The organism is Mucilaginibacter sp. 22184, assembly GCF_052045695.1.
GTDB lineage: Bacteria > Bacteroidota > Bacteroidia > Sphingobacteriales > Sphingobacteriaceae > Mucilaginibacter.
The window spans coordinates 191,144-210,041 of sequence record NZ_JBQEPI010000007.1; the positions used below are offsets into that span (position 1 = coordinate 191,144).

The window sequence follows — 18,898 nt, forward strand, 5'->3', positions numbered from 1 at the left end:
TACCTATCTATTGTGTTTTACCAATTATTCGCACGGGGGGGTAAAATGTTACAGTTTTTTTAGAATCAAGAGATAAGAGTCAAGAATCAAGAGGGAAGAACCTGTCCGCGTTATCTCATTTCTTTCGCAAATTATGTCTTTTGTATTTACGTGTCTTGATTCTTGACTCTTATCCCTTGATTCTATTCCCTATATAAATCTATAGGATTTTACTTGTCTTGATTCCTGATTCTTATCTCTTGATTCTATTCCTGATTTTTTTTCTCAAAACAGAGTCAGGGTAAAGTTTATGGAGTGTGTCATAGCTGCAAATACACGATAAATAATACAGTTATGAATTTTTACTCTTACAATGACAGCATCTTATTAACTATTTTAAAAATATGGACGTTTTGTTTAATAGTATTTGTGGGCACCAATGCACAAGCTCAGGATCATGACCGGCCCCGTACCAATGTTGGCCTGGTTTACCCACTCAGCAGCAACTGGACAAGCGCTCCACGCGACACCAATAGTTTTTCGTTAAACCTCATCGCCGGTGTATCGGCCGCCGAGCGCGGGGTTACCATTGGCGGTATCACCAATATCATCCACAATGACGCGCGTGGTTTCCAGATAGCCGGATTTTCAAACCACGTTGCTAAAAATGCTGATGGCACCATGGTAGCCGGATTTTTAAATACTTATGGCGGCGGTAATGGGGTAGCAATAGCCGGTTTTGCCAACATCGCAAAGAATAGCAGCGGCGCCCAGATAGCCGGTTTTTTGAATAAAGGCGGCAATGTTTCAACCCTGCAGCTTGCCGGTTTTATGAACATAGCCCGCGATAATAAGGGCACGCAGATAGCTGGTTTTATGAACCTGGCCAAAAAATCAAAAGGTACACAAATAGGCTTTATGAACATTGCGGATAGCGCCGGTACACAGGTAGGGATCATCAACATAGCCAAAAACGGCGAGAAAGGTCTTGGCGCTACTTTCGATCAAAATCAAACCGCGTTGTTAACCTTCCGCTCTGGTGGTAAGGTGTTTTACGGGATTGTGGGTATTGGTTACAATTTCAAGAATAAAAAACAAAAGTATGCCTACGAGGCTGGTTTTGGCGCGCATGTGTTAACTATTCAATCGTTCCGCCTGAATACAGAATTGGTTAACGGCGGATTGGAAAGTTTTAAGGATGGGGATGAGTACTGGAAGTCGACGTTCCGCCTGATGCCATCATTTCGGATAGCCAATAAGGTAGAGATATTCGCCGGTCCGTCTATCAATTATGTAAATACCAATACCGAAGAAGGCCGCAGTATGACCACCAAATATATCAACAGCTGGACACGTCATGATGGCCGCGACCTGCATGGATTCTATTGGGGTTATACCGCGGGCATACAGGTGGGTTTGTAATAGCCTCACTGATAAGTTCCCTCCCCACGGGAGGGGTGTGATGGGTTGAGTTGTGGCAGGGAGGGGTTTATGCAATATGCATTACGAATAAACCCTCCCTGCCCCCTCCCAAGGGAGGGAATCGCACCGGTCCGGCGCTTTAAAATTTAATAAAGAAGGGTCTAAAACAAAATTTTTTCAAAACACAGTCAGGGTAAAGTTTACCGGGCGTGTCATACTATCGAATAACAAAATAATAAACAGATAAAGATGATCACAAACAAAAACCAAAAAATGAAAGCAATTAAATTATTTGCAACAGCAGCTATCCTGGTTACCTTAGGGATAGGTTCTGCAAAGGCGCAGTCGACATCAGATCTTGAATTTGGTATCAAGGCGGGTGTTAACTTTTCTACCTTAAAAACAGGCTTGAGCGCTATAAACGATAAATCGGGCAAAATAGGTTTTAACGCGGGTATATTTGCCAGGGCCGGACAAACCTTATATTTTCAGCCGGAGTTAAACTATGTAACCTTCAGCGATAAATACCGTTTTAATTCTAATCAGTACGAAGCTAAATTCAGGCAATTGAACGTACCTTTAATGGTAGGCTACAAACTTGTGAATACTGCCGATCTGAATTTCAGGATATCAGCAGGTCCGGATCTGTATTATAATCTTAAAACACCAATTGCTCCGGAAGGATTTAAATACAAGAAATTTAGCGCCGGTGGTGTAATTGATGCAGGTGTTGATATCGGCAGCCTTACTTTTGATGCCCGCTATAGCCTGGGTTTAAGCAAGGTGAATAAAGAGCTTGGTCAAAAAGCCAATATCTTTAGCCTGGGGGTTGGTTTTAAATTTCAATAGCTTATAAAAGAGAGTCAAGATATAAGAGTCAAGAGACAAGACAGGAAACAATAACAAACGAATTAATTTTGTCCTTATCTTGACTCTTGGCTCTTGATTCTAATCTAAAAAGCCCATAATGGATAATAAGGAGACGACGGCCGATTTGATCAATAAACACGAGGCCGTTTTTGAGCAGCTGTTCAAAAAACATTTTAGGGAACTCCACGCGTATGCTTTCACATTGTTGAAGGACTGGGATGTGGCGGAAGAAATTGTACAGTCGCTGTTCTTGAAACTGTGGGAAAAAAGCGAGTGGGCGCATATTCAAACATCCATTAAATCGTACCTGTACAAATCGGTATATCATGACTGCCTGAATTATATCAGGCGACAAAAAGTTCAATTAAAATATCAAACCTCAACAGCGTATGCCATGAAGAACGATACAGATGATGCGGCGGGCAAGCTAAAAATGAGCGAACTGGAGCACCATTTAAACAATGCCCTGGGCAAACTGCCCGAAAAATGCCGGGCCATATTTCAGCTGAGCCGCTTCCAGGAATTAAAATACCAGGAGATAGCTAACCAGCTGGATATATCCATAAAAACTGTAGAAACTCACATGGGCAAAGCGCTACGGATATTAAGAAAAGAAATGAAGGAATTTTTACCACTTATTGCATTTATGCTATTTAATATGTTTAGATCATGAAACAGGATATGAGCGAAGATATACTGATCAAATATATTTTGGGAGAGGCCAGCACCCATGAAGGGCAGGAGATTGAAACCTGGAAGAGTGCTAATCATGCCAATGCCAAAAAATTTGAGGAGGTAAAAATTATCCTGGAAACCGGTAAACGGTTGGCAGAGGTAAGTCCGCTAAATGAGGCTGAGGCCTGGGAGAAATTTAAAGAAATAAGAGCGACAGCACAGCGGGAACCTGCCAAAGTGGTTCCCATGAACAGGAACACCAGCACCAACTGGCTGCGCATAGCCGCAGCTGCCATACTGGTACTGGGTGGTGGCTGGATAGGTTATGCTTTATACCAGCAGAATGCCGCCAACCAGGTAGTGAATATCCAGGCAAACAATCAGGTACGGGTAGATACTTTGCCCGACGGGTCGGTAGTGCATTTGAACAAGAACTCGGGCATAAGCTATACTGGTACTTTTAAATCGAAGCGGGTGATCACCCTTACCGGCGAGGCATTTTTTGATGTGAAGCACAATGAGGCAGCCCCCTTTACCGTGCACGTGAATGATGTTACAATCAAAGATGTAGGCACGGCCTTTAACGTAAAAAGCAAACAGCGCAACACTGAAATTATTGTAGAAAGCGGCATTGTACAGGTAAGCCGGAGCAGCAACGCCGTGAGGCTAACCCGCAACCAGATGGTAAGCATCAAGCCCGGGGATAAACAATGGAAAGTTGAAGAGAATACCGACAACCTGTATGGCTATTACAGGGATACCGTATATAACGCTAATGCTGTACCGCTATCGCGTTTGGTTGGTTTATTGAACCAGGCTTATGGCGCCAATATCAAAATTGAGAATGCCGCCATGCACAATATCCCTATTACCATGCCCATCAAGTGGACCGATCCGTTGAGCAACGTATTGGCTGCTATAAAAAACACAACCCCTACTATGAAAATCATAGAAGTAGGAAATACGGTCATCATCAGATAATAAAAGAGGCCGATCATCAATCATGATCAGCCTCTTTTATTTGATCTGTCCGGATACTCCATGATCTTAAATTAACCAAAAAGTGGGTTTACATGGTTTACACTTTTTAGGGTTGATATTGATTTATATTATTGATAATCAAATAATTGATAATTTTTTCGAAGAAAATGTGTAAACCCACTTTTTGTATCGATTCGCGTTGGTTCAACCGTGGATGCCTGGATTGGCAGAGGGTTTATAAAAATTATATCACGCGAGCGTAGTATGGACAACCGACCGGAGGGAGCTCATTAATGCCTTAAAAGAATAATTAACACCATTAATAATCTCCTCGCGTTCAATATGCATAGGAGGAGATTGCTTCGTCGTTCCTCCTCGCAATGACATGATAATGTGAAAGTCGAAGCGCAGGAGCCTGCCTACCATGCTTCGACGGGGCTCCTTGACATCCGTTTTTCAATTACTCTTTTACCCCTATTCATATAACTAAAGAGACGCATCGCACGCGTCTCTTTTTTTATTACCAAACAAATTGCAGGCCGCCGGTTATGCCAATACTTAAAGTGGTGATATTATCATTGCTGATGTGTTTGCTCAGTTCCCAGCCGCGTATTTGGACATCGTCATTGGGATCGGAGCCGCTGATATTGAATGTGGGGCCAGCAAACAGGCGTAACAGTTTGGTAAGTTTATAGCCAGTTAGCAGCCTGAAAGATTGGGTCTGATAGGATTTAGTAAAGATCTGTACCACGTACTCACTACTCAGGGAAAATTGGGGATGATTGATGATATGAGCGCCAAAACCTATATCAAATACATGTTTAGATGAAGCGTCTTTAGATGATGCATCGCCAAACTTATAACCGGCACCAATTAAACCGTACATCACCCTGCCGCCCGAGCGAAAATCAAGATGGGTAAACGATGTTTCATCTGTGCTGATGGCCAAACTTTTTTCGCCATTTTTTATAAAGTTGATGATGCCGATGGGGTGGTCGCTGCTATCAGCTACATTAAATAAAAAGCCAAGCTGAAAGCCCTTTACCTTTTTGGCCACGTTGAAAAGGCCTGCCATTTGTGAGCCCGTTTGCCCTGTCGACCAATTGAACAGGCCCGCAAACTGCACGCCACTGGATTGCTGCCCGGTATTGAACAAGCCTGCTACCTGTACACCGCCGGTAAAATCTTTTACACTATTAAAAAGCCCTGCCATTTGAAAGCCACTTGCATCCTGATCGCGGTTGGCTATACCAGCCACCTGCATGCCTTTAAATTTATGGGTTCTGTTACCTATACCGGCCACTTGCATACCGCTTGCATCGTTGAGCACATTGTTGTAAATTCCGGCTATTTCAAACCCACTCAGGCTGCCGCCCACCACGTTAAATATCCCGGCCATCTGAAAGCCTTTCACATCTTTACGGTTAATATTAAATATGCCAGCTGCCTCAACACCGTTAATACCGGCAGTATAGCCACCCAACAAATTATAAGAAACTTTATCAATGATTTGGCTGTTATACATACCATGCGTGCTCAGGCCGGGCACCAGCGAAACCTGATAGGGGCTTGTGGCAAAAAAGTTGCCCAGGTTCATGCCCTGCACCAGTTGTTTGGAGCTGATAAAGAACCGGGCAAAACGACTATGCTCTACACCGTTTCCCGAACCTTCATCGGGGTAATATTTATAATTCTTGTTGTTATTATGTTTGGAGTCCACATTCACTACAGGCAATATATAAAGAGCCGTATCGCGGTAATTCTCCTTACTTACGCTTAAGGAGAGCGGGCCGGTTGGGTTTTTAAGCTTGAGCTCAAAATAACCCTTGTCGTTGGTTAAGGTTGATACCAGCTGATTTTTTTCGTAAACGCTGGCTTGTGCTATAGCTTTCTGTCCCGAAACATCATTTACATAACCTTTAACTATTGCGAATTCCTTATCTACCTCGGCGGTGATGTACAACCTACCGGGCGCATGTCGTAATACAATATACCCGGGTACCTCTTTAAACTCGTAGCTATCGCCCAGTAATTTATCCAGCAGGCTAAAAAGTGTTCCGCGGTAACCGGCCACGGATACCATGCTATCAGCCGGAATGTTTTTGTTATTGTAGGCAAAGTAAAAGTTGCCCTTGCTGGCTATCTTATCAAGTACGGTGCCCATTCGTTGTTGTTTGATCTCACCGATCGAGATTTCCTTCATCAGGTTATTCTGAGCGTAAAGTTTGGTGCAAAAAAGCACGGGTATAAAAAGCGCGAGGCCACGGGTGATTAGTTTTTGGTTGATGGTCATTAATTTATAGATGCTTTGTGTGTATAGCGCGTCAGTTTTATGAGCCGTTACAGGCAACATAAAGCATGGCGTATATGTAACACGCTCAAGGGCTTTTACCCTTACCCAATTTTTAAATTATTTTAGGTTAGATGCCGGTTTTGCTAAATAGTGACAAAGAAATCTTCGGCGGTGTTTTGAATACGGCAAAATTAACCATTTTATTCCCTAAATGTCAGTGCATTGTAAGCAATAAATAAATATTGATTTTTATTTTGAAATGATCGTTTCAAAATACTTATCTTTGATTCAACATTTCAAAACAGAAATCTTAAACAAAAAAAATGAATAATTTAACCAACAAAATTGCCGTAGTTACAGGGGGTAACAGCGGTATTGGATATGCAGCAGCTAAAGAACTGATAGCACAAGGTGCAACCGTAGTGATCACCGGCCGTAATCGTGATGCCGTAAACAAAGCAGCCGAAGAACTGGGTGCTACAGGCATTGTATCAGACCAAAGCAAAATTGAACAGATAGATCAATTGGCTGAAGCCGTTAAAGACCAATTTGGCAAGGTAGATATTCTGTTCCTGAACGCGGGTATCGCAGCTTTTAGTCCGGTGGAAACCGCTACCGAAGATCATTATGATAGCATCATGAACCTCAATGTAAAAGGCGTTTATTTTACCGTTCAAAAATTTATTCCTTTGCTGAATGATGGCGCTTCTATTATATTTAATACCTCGGTAAATGCAGTTTTGGGTGTGGCCGATAGCAGTGTTTATGCCGCAAGCAAAGCAGCCGTATTATCATTTAACAAGGTATTGGCCCGCGAACTGGCATCACGTAAGATCAGGGTAAACGCTATTTCTCCCGGCCCGGTTGCAACACCACTGTATGACAAATTAGGGTTGGAGCAGGAGCAGGTTGATGGATTTGGCGCTGCTTTGGGGCAAAAAATATTGCTGAACCGCTTTGCACAACCCCAGGAAATTGCCAACGTAGTACGGTTCCTTGCTTCTGATGATGCTTCATTTATCACAGGTACCGAAATTACCGTTGATGGCGGCTTAACAGTGAACGCTATTATCTATTAAAAAATTTGCCCGTATTTGAAACGATTGTTTCAAATTATTGAATTGATTAACTTTGCCTCATGTCCTGCTTGCCTGATCGATAAGCAGGGCTTGATTTTTTAAATTGATTGACCATGGCACGTAAAAAAGATTTTGATGAGGATGAATTGCTGGGGAAAGCGGCAGAACTTTTTTGGAGAAAGGGATATAATGGCACCTCAGCGCAGGATTTGGTAGATTGTTTGAACATTAACCGGTCGAGTTTGTACAATACCTATACCGATAAAAGAACGCTGTTTAAAAAATCCCTGTCGCTGTATCAAACTCAGCAAACCGGCGCTATGCTCAGTATGCTGGCCAAAGCTACAGACCCGGAAGCCACCATAAAGCAAATTTTCGACGGCCTGATCAAGGAGAGTGTGGAAGATAAGCTGCTGAAAGGCTGTTTCATGGTAAACACCGCTGTTGAACTGGCGGGGCAGGATAAAGAAATAGGCGATATGGTTAATAACAACAACCTGAGTGTGGAAGATGCCTTAACCAAACTGATAGAGAGCGGACAGAAACAAGGGCAGTTTTCGACCCAAAAAACAGCCCATACATTGGCCCGGTTTGTTTTTGCCAATATCACCGGCATCAAGGTAGCTGCCCGCACCGGTGCCGATGAACAAACACTTCGTGATATTGCCGATGTGGCTATTGATGCTTTAAAATAAAGCAGGGATAAATTATTTTTTTAAATAATGATCCAGGCTCCAGTGATAAACCGGGATGGTTGACAGTAGCAGGGCGGCGGCACTATCAGCAAATACCGAATAGTTGAATGGTATCCTCGGCCCAACAAAAATGGCCATACTCAAGGCAAATGTCAATGTAAGCGCGAAGCTTCCTAAAGCGGTGAGTCTGGTTTTATAGCCGATGATTAGTAAAACGGCAAACAGAGCTTCGGCAATAGTAGCCAGCAATGCCATAATACCCGCAGCTGGTTTGCCCAAAAATGGGAGCAGTGTATTGGTATAAGTTACAAAATTGGCCCAGTTACCCCAGGCGTTGCCGTTTACGCCGGCATCGCCTAATGCGCCCAACCGGTCTAGTACTGGGAGTATAAAACCAATACCCAGGGCCAAACGCAAAAATAATTGTGGTGTTTTAGCAGTGTTATTCATGATGATAGTATGTTAAGGTAGGGGTAAAGTTAAATAACATTTACACACCCAAAGGCTTTAAGTAGTTACGCCTTTAAAATTGACATATTTATGGCAACAGCTCTTGTACTAAAAAAATAAGAAAATGATATCATCATATTACCCTGATTAAACAGTTGTAAGATCAATTGTTAATTTTCATCTTAAAACAATTAATTAATATAGGTTTAACCGAGGGGTAGTATTACCTGTTTAGCTTTGCCCTTGAGTTAAAAGAAGGCCATAATTTATTTGTGGTAATTAGTAGAGCGCTGGATGGCAGCACGCTGAAGGTTCGAATCCTTCCTCTACGTCCAAACCAATTTACAGGTAATGAACTACCCCATAATAGCTCTGATTATTTTACTGGCGCTGGCTTTTGTGGTTTTATTGGCCTGGAAAAATCAAAAAGACAGGAAAAAGATGGAGGAAGAAATGAACCGTTCCGAGATCAGGCCCGAAAAGCATGATGAGCATAAATCAAACGCTTGAATAGCACCCCAACCCCAACGCTGCTACCTTATTGATATTTAATTGTTATTTCAATGTTTCGTTAATGTAATCTGCTTATTTGTTAACATTAAGGTTACATTAAAATGTTTTCTTTGTTTGCTATTCCTAATAGCGAGTTAATGCCCTGTTTAATACTATGATCACCCATTCAATTTTAATGTATGGTTAGCATTTATGCCCGGCCCTCGCAATTTATGTCGGTATTGTTGGGAATTCTTGTATGCTTAAGCATGCTCGCCCATGCCCAAACCGAAAAAAATACCCAACTTCAGCAATTACAATCATTAGGACAGCCCCATCCCGATTCGGCGCTTATTGTACTTAAAAAAGCGCATGCCAAAGCGGTTCAGGATAATGATAACCTGGCAGCCGCCAAAATATTGCAGCAAATGGGGCAAATATGTTTTAACCAGGGGCATTACGCGCAGGCACTCGATTTTTATTTACATGCCGATAAAATATTCGTCCAGGAAAATAATAAAAACCTGCTGGCAGATAATATGGGCAAAATGGGCATCCTGTATTATTATAACAAACGCTCTGACAAATCATTTCAGCTTTATAATAAAGCCCTGGCTCTTTACAGATCTACGGATAATAAAAAAGGACAAGCCGAAATATTTGGCGCGATAGGTCACCTGTACGAGAAACATCATCAGTACGACAGCTCTTTTTATTACCAGCATTTGGCCCTGCGTACCTATAACCAGATAGGGGATAACTACGGGCAGGCAAAAATATATGAAAATCTGGGCAGCATTCATGAGGATCTGGCCAATTATGATTCATCTTACTCTTGTTTTAAAAAATCGCTGGAGATTTACCGGCAGCACCATGATGAGGTTGCCAGTATTGAGGTGATCAATAACATTGGCGATATTTTACGTAAAACGGGTAAATACGCGCAGGGGATTGAGCAATCGCGAAAGGCTTATGCTTTGTCGGTAAAAAATGATAACCTGTATCAGCTGGCCTCGGCCTGCCGCGACCTGGGTAAGGGATATCAGTTGCTGCATCAGATGGATAGTGCCTATCATTACCTGGAGTTAAGTCGTAAATATTCGCTTGAGGTATATTCGGGGGAAAGCCTTAAACAAACCTCTTTTTTACAGGTGTTGTATGATATGGATAAGAAGAGCGATGAAATTACGCGTCTGAACAATATCCGCAAGATAAACCAGATAATTACCATTGCCATAGTTACCATTGTACTACTGCTGATTGTACTTGGGCTGGTAACCTTTAGCCGGCAGCGATTAAAGATCAGGGATCAGCGTGTTTTGGCCGAGCAAAACAAATCGATATTTGAGGCCCAGCATGAGTTGATGCAGCTTGAACTGAAAAACAAACAGTTGGAAGAAGAAAGTCTGAAGCAGCAATTGGAGCTTAAAAGCCAGGAGTTATCGGCCCATACTTTAAACCTTATCAAAAATAACCAGCTGCTGGAAAGTATGCGTAATACGCTGCAGGTTATGGTTAAGGATGACAAGCGCGATCAGAAAAAGCAAATGCAGCAGATTATCCAGCAAATAAACCAAAGCTTTAACCATGAGCAGCAATGGAAAGAGTTTACGCTGGCTTTTGAGCAGGTGCACCAGCGATTTTTCGACAAACTGAAACAGCATACCAACGATCTCACCTCAACGGATATGCGATTGATAGCCCTGCTTAAAGTAAATATGGACTCCAAAGATATTGCCGGACTATTAGGCATCTCTAACGATAGTTTGCGTGTTGCCCGCTACCGTCTGCGCAAAAAGCTCAACCTGGAACAGGGTGATAATCTGTCGACTTTTATACAAGCTTTGTAGTGAGTGGTTTAGAAAAATGGCAGGTAATCTAATCAAATTCAGAAAATCCTTTAATTCTGAAAACGGCGTAGTCCTCAATAGAGTTAATTCTGATTCAGACAGAATGACAAACTGTTTTGATAACTACTCTCTCCTAACTACTCACCACTCTCTATAAGTGCTTAATATTCTCTTAATGTAACGGTAAACTAATGATAATGGAGGTTTTGTTATTTATTATATAATTGATAATGAGTTATTTGTGATTTTTTGTTGCCCTCGTGTATACGATGCTTGTAACGGTGTTTCCTTTTTGTAACGGCAAATATTCGCAGGCATCAGTATGGTTTAAACACTTTTGCAGCGTCAAAAAAAATCAATTCACAATTGTATCAATCGCTCACAAAAATGAATAAATATTTACAAACCTTATTGTTCCTGCTGCTATGCGTTACCGCTGCTAACGCTACCAAGCTTAAGGGGCATGTGTATGACCGTAAAACCGGCGAACCCATGGTAGGCGCTACCGTTAGTCTCGACAAAACCAATAAAGCTACCACTACCGGGTTGGATGGCTCATTTGAATTAAAAGATGTGCCCAAGGGTATATTTAATCTCCGGGTTTCCTATATCATGTTTAAAACTGTGATACAGGAAGTGGATATCGAAAAAGGGGATAACTTACAGCTGAAAATTTATCTGGAAGAAGCGGGTAAATCGCTGCAGGAAGTTACCATATCTACCAAAAAGAATGCCTCCTCTGAGAATACAGCCAGGAGGTTGGAGCAGCAATCAACCCAGGTACTGAACGTAGTATCAGGCAAGGCTATCGAAATATCGCCCGATTTAACGGTGGCCAATGTTATTGCCCGTGTATCGGGTGTGTCTGTTGAGCGTAACAGCAATGGCGATGGACAGTATGCCATTTTACGTGGTATGGACAAACGCTATAACTACACCCTGGTTAACGGCGTAAAGATTCCGAGCCCGGATAATAAGTACCGCTACGTTCCGCTTGATATTTTTCCATCAGATCTGTTGGATCGTTTGGAGGTTTACAAAAGCCTTACGCCTAATATGGAAGGCGACGCGGTTGGTGGCGCCGTTAATATGGTGATGAAAGATGCTCCCGACCGTCTTACCGTGAATGCCAATATTGCCGCAGGGTATAGTCAGCTATTTATCGATCGGAAGTTTATGAGCTATGATTACTCCGGTATCAACTATAAATCACCTTCGGAGATACATGGCAAGAGTTACCAGGCCACTCAAAATGATTTCTCAAAAGGTACTTTAAGCTATGCTTTAAAACATCCTGTTCCGAATGTGGTTGGCAGCTTAACCCTGGGCCAACGTTTTTTTGATAATAAATTAGGTGTACTTGTGGCCGGTAGTTATCAAAATACTTACCGGGGCAGCAATAGCGTGTTTTACAATTCGCAGGTTGTTAGTACAGATAAATTTGCCTCTATTACCAGCAGAAGCGACAGGCAGTATTCGGAACAACAAAAGCGTTACGGCCTGTTCTCCAAAGTTGATTATGTGATTGACAGCCGGAATAAATTGAGTTTATTCAATACCTATGTTAACCTGACCAATATACAGGTACGCGATGAGATTTCAACCAATTTTTCGACTAATTACGAACCTGAGAAAGGTAACGCGCAACTCAGTTATTCAACCCGTAGCCGCTTAACCGAGCAACAAATTTATAATGGTATGCTTCGGGGCGATCATAAATTGTTTGATGATAAATTAAAAATACAATGGTCGGCGGTGTATTCATCAGCCGAAAACGAAGTGCCCGATAACACGACGATCAGTTTGAACGGTGTCCGTGAAAACTTTATTAACAGACCTACTTTCCTCACCAATGGTACTTCGCTTACCCATCGCTGGGAACGTAATACCGATGAAGACAAGGCCGGTTATCTCGACCTGACTTACACAGCGCCGGTAGCGGGTGTAAATGTTGATTTTTCTGCGGGTGGTTTATACCGCGATAAGCAGCGCAGCAGCTTTTATAATAATTATGCACTCACTGCGGCTAACCCCGATTTACAATACGGTAAGGATTTTCAAAATTATACCGACTTATCTTTTAACGTAACCAATCCTACCGGCGCAGTAAACAATCCTTTAACCTATGATGCTTCCGAAAAAATAAGTGCAGGGTATGGCATGTTTAAATTTACAACCAAAACAGTTCAGGTAGTTGGTGGCGCGCGGGTTGAGCATACCGATCAAGGGTATAATATGCTTTTCCCGCAGGGTGAGCCACGGCCGCAGGGTAGTCAGGTTTATACCGATGTATTGCCAAGCCTTACTTTAAAATATTTTTTAACTGATAAAGAGCAATTGCACGCGTCTTATTTCAGATCAGTTAACCGGCCTGGCTTTTATGAGATAGTGCCCAGCAAAATAGTAAATGAAGAGTATGAGGAACGTGGTAACCCTGATCTGAAACGCGCTATAGCCGATAATTTTGATTTACGATATGAGCTCTTCCCAAGTGCATCCACACAATTGCTGGTTGGTGGTTTTTATAAAACCATTAAAGATCCTATCGAATATATTTTTAAACCGGATGCTACACGCGGACAGGATATATATTACACTCCGGGTAATTTTGGTACAGCACACAACTATGGTTTAGAACTTGATTTTATAAAATTCTTTAACAAATTCGGTGTAAAAGCCAATTATACCTATACACACTCGCGCATTACCACGCCAAAAAGCTCCAGGTACATTGATGCCAATGGCAACCCACAACTGGAATCTGTAAATCAAACAAGGCCACTTTACGGACAGTCGGAGCATATTGCAAATGTTTCCCTTTTATATAAGGATACCAAAAAAGGCTGGGATGCACAGCTGGCTACAAGTTATACCGGTCCGAGGATCAACACGGTATCGCAATTTCTGGATAATGACCTGTGGCAAAAAGGTTTTATACAAATGGATGCCTCTGCCGAAAAGAGATTTAAAAGTGGCATAAGCGTTTTTGTAAAAGCAGGTAACCTGTTAAATACCCCCAATAAATTATTTATAAAAGGTACCAATGCAGCCAACGCGAATGTAGAAGGGATAGACGAATCAAATGGTCATACTTTAATTCGCAGTGATTACTACAAACAGACATACCTGATTGGTGTGCGCTATAAACTTTAAAACATTAATCATTTTAATCAAAAATAAGATGAACTTAAAACCAATATTTACAGCACTGCTATTATCGGCCATAGCCATTGGCGGTTGTAGAAAAGCCAACCTGGATGTGGATACCAGCTCTGGCGACGGTTCGGCGCTGGGCGAGATATCTGGCGTGTGGGCAAAAGGCAGTACCCAGGTTATTAAAGGGGATGTGATCATTCCCGAAGGGAAATCACTGATCATTGAAGAAGGGGTAACCGTATTGATGGATACGGTAGCCAAACCCGAATTTATAGTAAAAGGCAACCTGTACTCAAGGGGTACTGCAGAGAATCCGATAAAATTTACGGTGAACGACGCCTATAAAACCGACGCCAAAAAATTCGGAAAATTGTGGGGCGGAATATTGGCAGCTAAAACCTGCCAGGAACTGGTTTTGGATCATACCATATTGGAGTACGGCGGCAATACCACATCAGATGCCTCAACTTCGGTAAAACAGGGTTTGTATAAAGCTGTTGCCGGCGAAAACGTACCCGCCTTATGGTTTTCCAATGTGAACGGTAAGCTGATTGTGGTTAACTCCATTGTTCGTAATTTCCAGGAAGACTGTACCTATATTGAAGGCGGCAAGATCATTTTTGCCAACAATACTTTCTATACAACGGGCGTAACAGGTGGCGAGGCAATGAACTTTAAATCGGGCTGTTTGGCTGATGTAGGCTTTAACCTGGTTTACAGCGCCAATACCAATGCCCTCAAATTGTCAAACGCGGGCGATCGTAACCCGCAGGCATATATCATTGCCTATAACAATACCATGATCAATACAGGCTGGCGCAGGCCATCGGCCAAGGGCGGTTCTATTTGGTTAGAGAGTACAGTACACGCCGATTTATATAACAACCTGTTTGCCAATACGCGTTTCGGTATAAAAAGAGATACTAAGGCTCCGGAAGATAAACGTTCGGTGATCAGCAATAACCTTTATTATGGTTATGATCAAACCACGGTAAATCAGTTCCAGCCCTCGAAAGATATTGTTGCCGGTATTAATGATATCATTAGTACCAAAGCAGGCGACAACGACCCTAAGTTTGTGAATTATCCTGAATCTACCCCGGTACTCAACGCAGTATTTAATACCGCCTGGGATTTTCATTTGCAAAGTGGATCGCCGGCCTTAAATCATGGTATTACCAACTTTACGCGCCACCATGCGGTAGGTATTACGGTAAATGGGGTAACCTATGTATCGCCAGATCCGGCTAATTACATCGGCGCTTTTGGTACAAAATAATTGAATGTAGCATACTATGCAGCCCGGCTATATGGCCGGGCTGTTTTTTAAGATAAATTAATGAATAAATTAAGCAGTTATATAATTATAGCAGCAGGGGTAATGCTGTTTAATACAACTTGTGGCCAAAGTCAGGTACGTGATCACAAAGGAAATATGATGCCAGCAGTTTCATCGCAGGCTATTAAACCTGTTATTATTACTGATACCGTATTGTTTGATACGGATGATCCCGCTATCTGGGTAAATCCTGCGGATCCGGCTAAAAGCCTCATCATCGGTACCGATAAGAACAGCGAAGGAGCACTTTATGTATTCGATTTGCAAGGAAAAATTGTGAAAGACAAAGTGGTGCGTGGATTAAAGCGCCCAAATAATGTCGATCTGGCTTATGGCCTGATGTTGGGTGGTAAACTCACAGATATTGCTATTACTACCGAACGTATGACCCATAAGCTGCGGATATATTCCCTGCCGGATATGAAGCCGGTGGATAATGGCGGTATTGACGCATTTGTAGGCGAAACTGGTTTTGAGTACCGCGACCTGATGGGTATATCTATCTACACCGCAAAAAATGGTAAAATGTACGCGGTGGTTGGTCGCAAAAACGGCCCGAAAGATGGCGGGTATGTTTGGCAGTATTTATTGGAAGATGATGGAACTGGAAATATTAAAGCGACATTGGTGCGCAAGTTTGGCGAGTACAGCGGTAAAAAAGAGATTGAATCGATAGCGGTAGATAATGAGCTGGGTTATATTTATTATTCCGATGAGCAGGTTGGTGTGCGCCAATACTATGCCGATCCGGATAAAGGCGACAAACAGTTGGCTATATTTGGCACTTCGGGTTTTGAGGCTGACCATGAAGGTATCTCCATTTATAAACTGACAGATAAAACAGGCTATATCCTGGTATCTGACCAGGGGGCCAACCGTTTCCAGATTTTTAGTCGTGAAGGAACAAAAGCAAATCCATTTGAACACAAACTAGTGAAAATTGTGAATGTTGCTGCTCAGCAAAGTGATGGATCTGATGTAGTGACCACACCGCTTAATACTACCTTTAAACATGGTATTTTTGTGGTGATGAGTAACGATAAAACTTTCCATTACTATCGTTGGGAAGATATTGCAGGTAAAGAATTGAAGGTAAAATAGGTTATAATTATCCATAGGAAAAGGTCGCCCTTAGGGCGACCTTTTCTGTTTTATCCGTACTTCTAAAATAAGAGTAATGCAATATAAAAGCCGTTTAAACTTGCAATAAAAATACTAATAATATTAGCATTTTAATAAAATTTGATATAGGTTTGTATCATGAAATAAGGTCGGTATCAGACTTGATAATGGGGTATAAAAAACGTGATATGAAAATTGAGGATAAGATTTACGGTAGTTTTGAAGTTGGGCCAGTGCTGGAAGAGTTGATCTTGTCGGCACCTGTGCAACGGTTAAAAAACATTCATCAAGGTGGGGCTATATTCATGGTGAACCCGGCTTTAAACCAAACACGCTATGCGCATTCTGTTGGTGTGCTTTACCTGGTAAAACATTTTGGCGGGGATATTGAAGAACAAATAGCAGCTTTACTGCACGATGTTTCACATACCGCTTTTTCGCATGTGGCTGATTATGTGTTTGACAACATCAATGAAGATTATCATGAAACCATATTCGACGAGGTGATCAACCGCTCAGAAATTCCCGTCATCCTCAAAAAATACGGGTTTAACAGCACTACCTTATTTAAACAAGCCTATACCATATTGGAGCAGCCACTCCCAGCGCTTTGTGCTGATAGAGTTGACTATACTCTGAGGGATCTGTATCAGGCTGATTTTATCGGGTTAACCGAGATCCGGAATTTTATCAAGGAGCTTACCATTCAGGATGGTTGCATGGCGGTGAAGTCTGAAACGGCGGGTGAATGGATCAAAAATCAGTTTCGCCGTTTAAACGAGGCTTATTTTAAAAAGCCGGAACACGTATTCGCTAACCTGAAGCTGGCCGAACTTATAAAGGATGCTTTAGATGAGGGGATACTTCAAAAAAATGATCTTTTACGGGATGATTTCCAGGTATTGCGTAAACTAAATAACCATGTAACCATGAACCAGCGATTAAATGACATCGGAAACCTGGTTCACTTTAAACAATTTTATAATAAAGGTGCCGCAGAACGATTTAAACAAAGATCGCTGCACCCATTGATCATGGGTTGAAACCGTATCTGCAATAAGAAATAAATACAACCTAAACTTTATACAACAAACAAGCCCGGAGATTGCTCCAGGCTTGTTTCATTTGAGCTCAGGCAAATCGTTCCTATTCGACCGACCTTAATATTATTGGCCTTTCACCGCGGCCAATACTGCGGCGCCGTAACCATTTGGGTCACTATTGAAAGCATAAACGAATACGCCTCCTTTTTGCCCCTGGGTTGGAGTCCATTTGGCAATGCTAATAGCATCGCTTTGCGAGCTTGGAGTTTCGGCATTATGTCCGTAAACCATTTTGCCCGATGGTATTTTATTGGTCCCCGTAGCATAATTATTCATTAACTGGGTGCGGGTTGAATCACCGTCGTAAGATTGTACGCCGAAATAAGTAAAGTTGTTTACAAAATTGCTGGCTATATTATTCCAGGCATAGCAATCCAATCCCGATGCTATTTCCAGTTCATTACCGGCTGTGGTGCCAAAGTATTTGGTCATTTCTTTAATGCAATTGATATAGTTTGCATTGGCGGCCATGCTGGCACTATACCAGCCATAGTAGCCAATCTCAGAATATTTTGGGAAAGGCGGAATTGGAGAAGGCCGCGTACCGCTGTGTTCCACATCTAAAGTTATGCCATCTAAATGCAGCTGATCAAGCAATACCTGTTTCATTTTTAAAGCGTAGGCCGATGCACTGGCGTACCCGGCGGGCTTGGTGGTTTGCCAGCTTGATTCATCATCAATATTTTGTATTACTTTAATGCCCCTTGCCTGGAGTTTTTTAATATCACTGTAAAAAGAGCCATAGGATTTATAAGCACCGATGTAGCCGCCGCTGGCCGGATATTTTATGGTATCAATATAATTGGGAAGTTTAACTACAAACAACACCACAATGTCTACGCCGTCAGGAATATCGGTTAGCTTATAAGTAGGATTTCGGCCGTCGGTTACAAAATAGGCAATAAATTTTTGTGTGGTGGCGCTGGTGGTTACTGCTCTTTTAACGGTGTTGTTTACCGGAGCCTGTGCCTGGCTGTCTTTTTTACAAGATGGAGCGAATGCGAGCACTAACAGGCAAAGCATCAAAAGCCCGGTTAAGGAAATAATGTTTTTTTTCATAATTGATTTTTAAAGGGGGATATGGGTAAAATTGGTTGTCTCAGTGTCCTTGATATATTCGCTTTTAAAAGCACATGGTATCGCCCGGCAGTACTTTCGGAAGGGGAGTAACGGATAGTTTAAAAGATTAAAAAAGGACCCTTCCTGAAAAGGGCCCTTATACTAACCACTTAATCAACCATACCCAGGTCTCACTCCAGGTAGAAGCTAATTTTTTAATTACCGGCTTTTAGGGGCGCCGGTATTTTTGCGTAATAACCCAGTGTTATAACCTAACTAACACTTAAGTGAATGTAAATCAAAAACATGTGATCTTGTATTTTTATTGTTACA

Annotated in this window: 15 protein-coding genes; 12 read left to right on the top strand and 3 right to left on the bottom strand. The window is 42.1% G+C overall.

Annotated elements, in window-relative coordinates; all coding sequences use genetic code 11:
• The first annotated feature begins 333 nt into the window (after window positions 1–333).
• The 4 genes from ACTJKG_RS16820 (at window position 334) to ACTJKG_RS16835 (ending at window position 3,927) form a co-directional block, all read left to right on the top strand.
• Window positions 334–1,401, top strand: coding sequence for a hypothetical protein (locus ACTJKG_RS16820; RefSeq protein WP_172336973.1), 1,068 nt, complete (start codon window positions 334–336; stop codon window positions 1,399–1,401).
• A gap of 273 nt (window positions 1,402–1,674) precedes the next feature.
• Entirely contained in the window at window positions 1,675–2,250 is a 576-nt protein-coding gene (locus ACTJKG_RS16825; RefSeq protein ID WP_172336974.1) for a porin family protein, read from the top strand.
• Window positions 2,251–2,368: 118 nt separating this feature from the next.
• Window positions 2,369–2,944 carry an RNA polymerase sigma-70 factor gene (locus ACTJKG_RS16830; RefSeq protein ID WP_172336975.1) on the top strand — a complete coding sequence of 192 codons (576 nt, stop codon included), beginning with the start codon at window positions 2,369–2,371 and terminating at the stop codon, window positions 2,942–2,944.
• On the top strand, window positions 2,941–3,927 hold the full coding sequence (locus ACTJKG_RS16835) for a FecR family protein (RefSeq protein ID WP_440739868.1): 987 nt from the start codon (window positions 2,941–2,943) through the stop codon (window positions 3,925–3,927). Before ACTJKG_RS16830 ends, ACTJKG_RS16835 begins: the two co-directional genes overlap by 4 nt.
• Before the next feature lie 520 nt (window positions 3,928–4,447).
• Here ACTJKG_RS16835 and ACTJKG_RS16840 read toward each other — a convergent pair.
• Window positions 4,448–6,220 carry a hypothetical protein gene (locus ACTJKG_RS16840; RefSeq protein WP_440739869.1) on the bottom strand — a complete coding sequence of 591 codons (1,773 nt, stop codon included), beginning with the start codon at window positions 6,218–6,220 and terminating at the stop codon, window positions 4,448–4,450.
• A gap of 323 nt (window positions 6,221–6,543) precedes the next feature.
• Here ACTJKG_RS16840 and ACTJKG_RS16845 point away from each other — a divergent pair, with 323 nt between their 5' ends.
• Window positions 6,544–7,299: an SDR family oxidoreductase gene (locus ACTJKG_RS16845; protein WP_172336978.1), complete on the top strand. Its 756-nt coding sequence runs from the start codon at window positions 6,544–6,546 to the stop codon at window positions 7,297–7,299.
• Between the two features lie 113 nt (window positions 7,300–7,412).
• A complete protein-coding gene (locus tag ACTJKG_RS16850) occupies window positions 7,413–7,994 on the top strand; it encodes a TetR/AcrR family transcriptional regulator (RefSeq protein ID WP_440739870.1) in 582 nt (193 codons plus the stop codon).
• 12 nt (window positions 7,995–8,006) lie between these two features.
• Here ACTJKG_RS16850 and ACTJKG_RS16855 read toward each other — a convergent pair whose 3' ends face one another.
• Window positions 8,007–8,444 (bottom strand): DoxX family membrane protein, encoded by a 438-nt coding sequence (locus ACTJKG_RS16855; protein ID WP_440739871.1) that lies wholly within the window; start codon window positions 8,442–8,444, stop codon window positions 8,007–8,009.
• Window positions 8,445–8,795: 351 nt separating this feature from the next.
• On the opposite strand from ACTJKG_RS16855, the gene ACTJKG_RS16860 reads away from it, so the two are divergent.
• The 6 genes from ACTJKG_RS16860 (at window position 8,796) to ACTJKG_RS16885 (ending at window position 17,446) form a co-directional block, all read left to right on the top strand.
• Window positions 8,796–8,954 (top strand): hypothetical protein, encoded by a 159-nt coding sequence (locus ACTJKG_RS16860; RefSeq protein WP_172336981.1) that lies wholly within the window; start codon window positions 8,796–8,798, stop codon window positions 8,952–8,954.
• Window positions 8,955–9,136: 182 nt separating this feature from the next.
• Window positions 9,137–10,786, top strand: a complete 1,650-nt coding sequence (locus ACTJKG_RS16865; protein WP_440739872.1) for a tetratricopeptide repeat protein — start codon at window positions 9,137–9,139, stop codon at window positions 10,784–10,786.
• Between the two features lie 387 nt (window positions 10,787–11,173).
• A complete protein-coding gene (locus tag ACTJKG_RS16870) occupies window positions 11,174–13,939 on the top strand; it encodes a TonB-dependent receptor domain-containing protein (RefSeq protein WP_440739873.1) in 2,766 nt (921 codons plus the stop codon).
• Between the two features lie 28 nt (window positions 13,940–13,967).
• A complete protein-coding gene (locus ACTJKG_RS16875; RefSeq protein WP_440739874.1) occupies window positions 13,968–15,221 on the top strand; it encodes a right-handed parallel beta-helix repeat-containing protein in 1,254 nt (417 codons plus the stop codon).
• Window positions 15,222–15,281: 60 nt separating this feature from the next.
• Window positions 15,282–16,382 carry a phytase gene (locus tag ACTJKG_RS16880; protein ID WP_440739875.1) on the top strand — a complete coding sequence of 367 codons (1,101 nt, stop codon included), beginning with the start codon at window positions 15,282–15,284 and terminating at the stop codon, window positions 16,380–16,382.
• Window positions 16,383–16,591: 209 nt separating this feature from the next.
• The gene (locus ACTJKG_RS16885) at window positions 16,592–17,446 is read left to right on the top strand and encodes an HD domain-containing protein (RefSeq protein ID WP_172336983.1); all 855 of its coding nucleotides are present in this window, start codon (window positions 16,592–16,594) and stop codon (window positions 17,444–17,446) included.
• 123 nt (window positions 17,447–17,569) lie between these two features.
• Here the strand turns inward: ACTJKG_RS16885 and endOF3 are convergent, their stop codons facing one another.
• The gene (gene endOF3 / locus ACTJKG_RS16890) at window positions 17,570–18,565 is read right to left on the bottom strand and encodes an endo-beta-N-acetylglucosaminidase F3 (RefSeq protein WP_440739876.1); all 996 of its coding nucleotides are present in this window, start codon (window positions 18,563–18,565) and stop codon (window positions 17,570–17,572) included.
• Window positions 18,566–18,898 lie beyond the last annotated feature (333 nt).